Origin of the sequence: Rhodopirellula sp. UBA1907, from assembly GCF_002337565.1 — a bacterium.
GTDB classification, from domain to species: Bacteria; Planctomycetota; Planctomycetia; order Pirellulales; family Pirellulaceae; genus Rhodopirellula; species Rhodopirellula europaea.
The window spans coordinates 38,331-45,478 of sequence record NZ_DDGH01000113.1; the positions used below are offsets into that span (position 1 = coordinate 38,331).

5 protein-coding genes are annotated in these 7,148 nt (G+C 56.2%); all 5 read right to left on the bottom strand.

What is annotated here, in order from left to right; all coding sequences use genetic code 11:
- Positions 1-12: 12 nt before the first annotated feature.
- On the bottom strand, positions 13-768 hold the full coding sequence (locus tag B2R17_RS28130; RefSeq protein ID WP_286766625.1) for a class I SAM-dependent methyltransferase: 756 nt from the start codon (positions 766-768) through the stop codon (positions 13-15).
- 169 nt (positions 769-937) lie between these two features.
- Positions 938-2,098: a ribosome small subunit-dependent GTPase A gene (rsgA, locus tag B2R17_RS28135; RefSeq protein ID WP_286766626.1), complete on the bottom strand. Its 1,161-nt coding sequence runs from the start codon at positions 2,096-2,098 to the stop codon at positions 938-940.
- Between the two features lie 3 nt (positions 2,099-2,101).
- A complete protein-coding gene (gene ftsH / locus B2R17_RS28140) occupies positions 2,102-4,120 on the bottom strand; it encodes an ATP-dependent zinc metalloprotease FtsH (protein WP_008655981.1) in 2,019 nt (672 codons plus the stop codon).
- Positions 4,121-4,668: 548 nt separating this feature from the next.
- Positions 4,669-6,039, bottom strand: a complete 1,371-nt coding sequence (locus tag B2R17_RS28145; protein ID WP_286766627.1) for a PQQ-binding-like beta-propeller repeat protein — start codon at positions 6,037-6,039, stop codon at positions 4,669-4,671.
- Positions 6,040-6,726: 687 nt separating this feature from the next.
- The gene (locus B2R17_RS28150) at positions 6,727-7,053 is read right to left on the bottom strand and encodes a tyrosine-type recombinase/integrase (protein ID WP_349677013.1); all 327 of its coding nucleotides are present in this window, start codon (positions 7,051-7,053) and stop codon (positions 6,727-6,729) included.
- Positions 7,054-7,148: the final 95 nt, after the last annotated feature.

Genomic DNA, 7,148 nt, shown 5'->3' on the forward strand with positions numbered 1-7,148 from the left:
GTGTGACGGCCCCTAAGCTTTGCGTTCGGCGATCAAGACTCGGAACAGAGACAGCGGGTTGGACTTTTGGCATCGCATAACCTGGATCGGCAATTCGTTGAGCAATTCATCGACATTCAAATCCGTCCGCCATCCCAAGTGACGGGTCAAGCTGCCCGCCGAATCAACAACGCGAGCAATCAGTGGGTTGGGGCTTCGGAAATGATTGATGACCAAGATTTTACCACCCGGGCGACACACACGCACAAGTTCTCGCATCATTCGTTCGGGATGCGAAACAACGCTGATCGTGTGAAACGATGTCACCAAATCAAAGCTCGCGTCCTCGAACGTCAACTCCTCGGCGTTCATCGGCTGGACGGAAACATGCTCCCATCCGCGTTGCTCGATCAACTCCTCCGCTTCCGCCAACATGGACTCAGACAAATCCACCCCGGTGACATCCGCGTGCTTCGGGTAAGCGTCCAACGACAACCCGGTGCCAACCCCAACCTCCAAGACCTTCGTGCCCGCCGCGATGTTCAGCGAATTCAGATTGTGCTGAATCCGGCGACGAGCCACCGCCGGCCAAAGAGCCTGATAGGCCGGAACGAGATTGTCGTAAAGCTTGCTTTCGTGCGGCTTGGGTTTCGCCCCACGCGATTTCTTGGTGGTTCCGCTGCTCATCTTCCCATTTCGATCGCGAACACCCTCCCGAGCGGTCGTGCCCGCCTGGGGTCCCGTCTCCGACGCTTGATTCGAATGTGACTCGGAATCCAACTCTAACATTTCAACCTCGTCCTCAGCGAATCGACCGCGATCCTCAGACTTCCTGCTGAAATCACGAGTTGCAATCGAAAATGAACTTGAATCACCACAGCAGTTTCGCAGATTTCAAACCGCTGTCATGCCCGAACCTTCCCTTGGAGCCCAAAACCTGACGAATTTTGCGCCACAATTACATGAGTTCTTCTTCTAGCAAATGACAGTACGCGTCGTAACGCCGCGCGTCGATTCGTGCGTCGGCCACTGCGTTCTTCACCGCACAATCATCTTCGGCGAGGTGCAAGCAGTCCGGATAGCGACAGCCGCTCACGTAGGGCCTCAGATCAGGCATCAGGCCAGCCACCTCGCTCGCACTGATGTCCCACAACTGAAATTGCCGGATTCCCGGTGTGTCAAAGACCGCCCCACCATCGGCCAACGGAATCAATTGAGACGCCGTGGTGGTGTGTTTTCCCTTGTCGTTGTCACTGCTGACCGCACCGATCGCCAATCCCAAACCCGGCTGAACGGCGTTCAACAGACTGCTTTTGCCAACGCCGCTCTGACCAGCCAAAGCGGTTTGCCGGTTTTTCAACAAAGCCCGCAGGTAGTCGACGTTCTGGCCTGTCTCCGCCGACGTTGGCAAGACGCGATAGCCGAGCGACGAATAGACACCGATCAAAGGCTGCAGATCAACCAAATCGATCAAATCGACCTTGTTAATGATCACGATCGGTTCGATCTGGCATTGGTGAGCCGTCAGGATCATTCGGTCAATCAACGCCGGCTTGATGCCCGGTTGTTCCGCACTGGCGATGATCAACATCGCGTCAATGTTCGAAACCAACACATGCTGACGACCACGGCTTGTCCGGCTGATCATTCCCGTCCGCGGTTCAACCCGCTCGATCATCCCGTCGGCTTCCGACTTCAGCGACACGCCATCGCGAGACTCCGACCGAAACCAAACCCGATCCCCGGCAACGATCACATTGCGTTGACTGGTGCTCAGCGATTTCAAAACCTGACGAACCGCACACGCATACAAAACGCCGTTGTCGCCCAGCACCTTGCTTTGCAACCCGTGAACACTCAGCACGCGGCCTTGCAACAAGTTGTCTTCATCGACCGACAACTGCACATGCATTCCCGCGGCTGACTCCGGCGTCGAATCCGCACCTTGAATCGTGCGTTTTCGGGTCAGCTCGCCTTTACCGCTCAGCCGTTCGGATTGAACAGCGTCGTCTTGAGAATCACCTTCGCAAAAATCACGAGTCAAATCACCACGCCGCACTCGGCCCTGGTGCTTCTTACGAAAATTTGCTCGGAGGTTTCCGCTTCGCTTCTTTGCCAAGGGTCAGTCTTCGCGTCGTGCGGAAGCGTTCGAAGACCGCTCGGCGGCTCCTTCGGGGGCCATGATCTGTTCGACCTTGCCCTCTTCGTCGCCCAAACGTTTGTGAATCGAAGGACCAATCAGTTCCGTCAATTCAGCCTCGTTCAGCTCTTCACGATCCAGCAACTCACGCGTGATCGTCTCCAACTGACCGCGATGTTCTCGCAACAGTTGCTCAGCCTTCTGATCCGCTTCCATCAAGATTCGCGCCACCTCTTCATCGATCAATTCTTGCGTGTGTTCGCTGAACTGACGTTGTTGATGAATCTCGCGACCCAAAAACGGATCTTCGTCGCTCGTCTTGTAACTGACCGGACCAATCTTCGGGCTCATGCCCCAGTGCGTGACCATTCGCCGCGCGATACTGGTCGCTCGTTCCAAGTCATTTTCCGCACCCACACAAGTCTCCGTGTAGATGATCTTCTCCGCCGCACGGCCACCGAGCAACACGATCAATTGATGCTCAAGCTCTCGCTTGCTCATGCTCAATCGGTCCTCATTCGGCACGTACTGAGTCACACCCAACGCACGTCCGCGTGGAATGATCGTAACCTTGTGAACGATGTGCGAACCTTCCAAGTGCCAAGCCGTCAACGTGTGCCCGGCTTCGTGATAAGCCGTCTTTTCCTTCTCGCTTTCCAGCAAAACCTCTTCACGCTTCGCACCCATCAAAATCTTGTCGCGAGCGTAGTCGAAGTCGCTCATCTCGACGATTTTCTTGTCGCCACGTGCCGCCCAAAGAGCCGCCTCATTGACCATGTTGCGAATGTCGGCACCCGTCAGTCCAACGGTGCCCGCTGCCAAACGATGCAAATCAACGTCGTCACCCAGCGGCACGTCGCGAACGTGAACCTTGAAGATCTCTTCGCGGCCCTTCATCGTCGGACGACCGACTGTCACATGACGGTCAAAACGTCCCGGACGAAGCAGTGCCGGATCCAGCACGTCGGGCCGGTTCGTCGCCGCGATCACGATGACCGCTTGAGCACCACCGAAACCGTCCATCTCGCCGAGGATCTGATTCAACGTTTGTTCACGTTCATCGTGTCCACCGCCCAAACCAGCCCCACGCTGACGACCGACCGCATCGATTTCGTCAATGAAGATGATCGATGGTGACTGCTCTTTTGCCGTCTTGAACAAATCACGCACGCGGCTGGCACCAACACCAACAAACATCTGGATGAATTCACTACCGTTGACGCTGAAGAAAGGCACGTCCGCCTCACCCGCAACGGCGCGAGCCAGCAACGTTTTCCCCGTTCCCGGAGGACCATTCAGCAAAACGCCTTTGGGAACTTGCCCGCCAAGCTTCTGAAACTTCTCCGGCGTCTTCAGGAAATCAACGATCTCCTGCAGGTCAGCTTTGACGCCTTCCAAACCAGCAACATCGTTAAACGTGATGACTTTGTCGGTCGCTTCAAATCGTTTCGCCGGACTCTTGCTGAACCCCGACAAAAATCCGCCGCCCATCATGTCGTTTCGCGTGCGGCGAATCATCATGAAGATGAAGAAGAAAATCGCCAGCGGCAAACCAACCAGGATCAACAAATTCAAGATCGCAGCGGTGTTGTCCGGCGGCGAGAATTTCCAATCCTTGATGTTCCGCTTCTCGAGGTCTTCGGACAATTGCACGGCGTAATCCGCTCCCGCGGGCCGCGTGAACCGAAAACGCTTCAGCAATTCCTTCGGTTTCTCGTCGCCGTCAGCCGATTCACTGGCCGGCATCTGCGGACGAGTCTTGAACGTTCCCGAAACCTCGATGTCGCCGATTTCCACCGACTCGATGTTGTTCTTTTCAAGCTGACTTCGGAAAAAGCTCGCCGAAATCAAAGAGGATGGCTCGGGCTGATTGAAAAACAGCATCGCGGCCAGCACGGTGATCACCAAAGCGATGATCATCGGATTGCCACCACGGCGTCCCGTCGAGAGCTCTTCCTTGTTGGATTTGTCCGAAGAGTTCGATTCGGAATCCTTTTTCATACCGTTTTATCCTCAATAGTCACTGTTCGTTGGCACTGGCGATGGCGAGTTGCGTCTCGCCAGTGCAAGGAGTGTACCGCGATGGCGGATCGTTGCCTAACCGGATGACTCGAGTCGGCCGCTCTGCCTGTCGCATTCCGTCCAACACGGGCCAATTTTCGCAAAAACCAGCGAATGCCGCTGTTCCAAACCAATTCGCGAAACTGAAGTCTAGCCCTCAAACCGCCTGGGTCGCCTAACCAACCGATTTTTGCCGGGCGATTCCGACCGCCTGCGACAGTTATTCCAAAAGTTGTCATTGAACCGGCCTGGGACGCCGCGCCACATTGGCAGCCACGACCGGCTGCTATGTCACATTCGCCGACCGTCAACCACCCCAAACGGTGCCAACAGAACGTTCTGATACACAATCTGTTTCCAGACACTTCAGCCGCAATCGTTCAAGCTCGCTGAACGTTCGGTTACCTACGTCCACCCAAATCACTTCGTTCGACGATCCGACCGACAACGGCCGAATGCCGCTGCCCCAATGACGCTCGCCAGATCGATCAACGAGTCAACTTGTAGAGATGGCTTTTCGTCCGCAGCAACAACCCACCGGAAAACGGTACCGGGCTGGCAACGGTGAATTGCTCGTCATCGTCGACTTGGTTGGTGTGGATCAACTTTGGCTCCGACTCACCACCGATGTTCTCCAACACCGAAGTCGTTCCCGACTCATCAGTGACGTAGAGACGATCACCGATGAGCAGCGGCGAACTGCTGTAACTCGATCGCGTCCGTTCCAAAGAAGTGTCCCAAAGCGTTTCACCGGTCTGTGCCGACAGAGCCGACAACTTCCCTTTGGACTGCTTGCCATCGGAGATCAAATACACGATGCCGTCGCGAGCGGCAGGCGTCGGCACATCCGACCCAACATCGTCACGCATCCACAAAATGGCATCATCGGCTGCGTTCTTGTCACTTCCCGCCTCAATCAGCTTGGCCATGTCCACCCCAGTCAATGTCGCGCCCCGAGAGTAAGGACAAACGATGACGTTGCCCGTGATCACCGGCGACGCAATCGAACGAAAGAACTTCTCTTGCCCCGGATTAAAACCACCGAGCGTTCCCAACCGCTTGCCGGTTTTGGCATCGGTCAACGTCAAGTGATCAGCCCCCAACACGGCGACGACTTTCTTGCCATCGACTTCTGTCGCGAGAGGCGTCGAATAACTTTGTGCCGCTTCTTCGGGTGCCGGAACCATCCGGTCGTCTTTCCAAACCACTTCGCCCGATTCAATGTTAATGGCGACGATGTAACTGGGACCGGTTTGCATCACCGCAACGACCACCAAATTATCAACGATCATCGGGGAAGATCCCAAATCCCACCAAAGCGTGTCCTCACCAAACTGTTCTTGCAAATTGGTGTGCCAGAGTGGTTTTCCGTCAAGATCACAACACGCCAAATCACCGCTGCGGAAATAAGCCACCACGTTCTTGCCATTCGTCACAGCGGACGGGTTGCTTCCGCTGCCTTTGCGGTGCTTGTTGCCGCGGTCATCGCCCAGCGGCGTCTGAAAAGCGATCTCCATCGAATCGATGTCCACGCCCAACAGATGATTCTGACCATCAATCCCGCTGGTCAAGAACGCGCGGTTTCCCACGATCACGGGAGTACTCGCACCGCTGCCTGGAATCTTGCACCGAGTCGCTTTTTCCTCTGACCACTCCACTGGATAGTCGCCTTCGGGTGCAACGCCCTGTTGCGATCCACCACGCCACTGCGGCCAAATCACGTCAGCGTTCTTTGAATCGACGGAAACCGATTCCGCCGCACCAACCGTTGCGGTCGAGCCAACCGGAATTCCCAAACAAACAACCACGGCGCTCAAACGGGCCAACGAAAGCGATGCCAGAAGATGGGGCAGGGACATCAAACGGTCTCCACAAAAATGGACGGAAGGGGCGGGGCGGGAAACGCCATTGTGAAGCACCCAGCGTGCAAATGAAACCACGCAAGCCCGCTGTTCAAAGCAAATCATTCACGTGGCCGAGGATTATTCACCGAAGTGCGTTCGCACCGGTTCCAACGACGCAAACGGACCAAACAGCGACCGGCTCATCACGGCACCCTCAAAAGCAGTTCGCTCACCTCCGATGCTTCCCCAGCCATCACACCACGAGCTCCCCTGTGGCTTAGGCTTCCAGCCTGAGATCAAACAACGCACCCACACGCTGTGGCTTAGCGTGCTGTTGATTTGACGTGCCTTGCCGCGTTAGCGACGGTTAATCAGACGCCAACCGGGGCTGACGCCCATCGGAAAATGGTTGTCATTCGATAGGCGACCAAATCAACGGCCCGATCGGCTTCCAGCCTGAGATCTCCTTCAATCACAACCCGCCGCGTAAGCAAGGCTCCCCACAACCTCACAACCCGCTGGCCAAGCAATTCAACTGCCCAAGGACTCATCCGACTCGATCATCAAAAGCCATTACAACCACCCGTAGCCGACACACCCCCACTATCGCCCCGCTCCGACTTCGCCCAACCACCTGCAGCCGACTGAGCCCTTCAGTCGCCCCGCTCCAACTCCATCCAACCCTGTAGCCGACTGAGGCCCTCAGTCGGCTCGAGCGCAACCCCCAGCCACCTCCTCGTCCCGCACCAACCGATCCAAAGGACTGACCACCTTCGCCTCGTTCGGATTCCGCACGTGCGTGTAGATCTCCGTCGTCTTCACGTCACTGTGCCCCAGCAACTGTTGGATCTGACGAATGTCCGTCCCGGACCATAACAAATGCGTCGCAAAACAATGGCGGGACGTGTGACTCGTCACATGCTTTCGAATTCCCGCCTGTTCGACCGCGCATCGCAAATGAGTCGGAAAGGTGCTTGCCACCGCATGGTACCACCCACCATCCGGTGCTCTCCGTCGGCCGTCCCTCACCGCAGCCAAGCACCTGCAGCCAACTGAGCCTTTCAGTCGTCCCGCTCTAACTCCATCCAACCCTGTAACCGACTGAGGCCCTCAGTCGGCTCAGA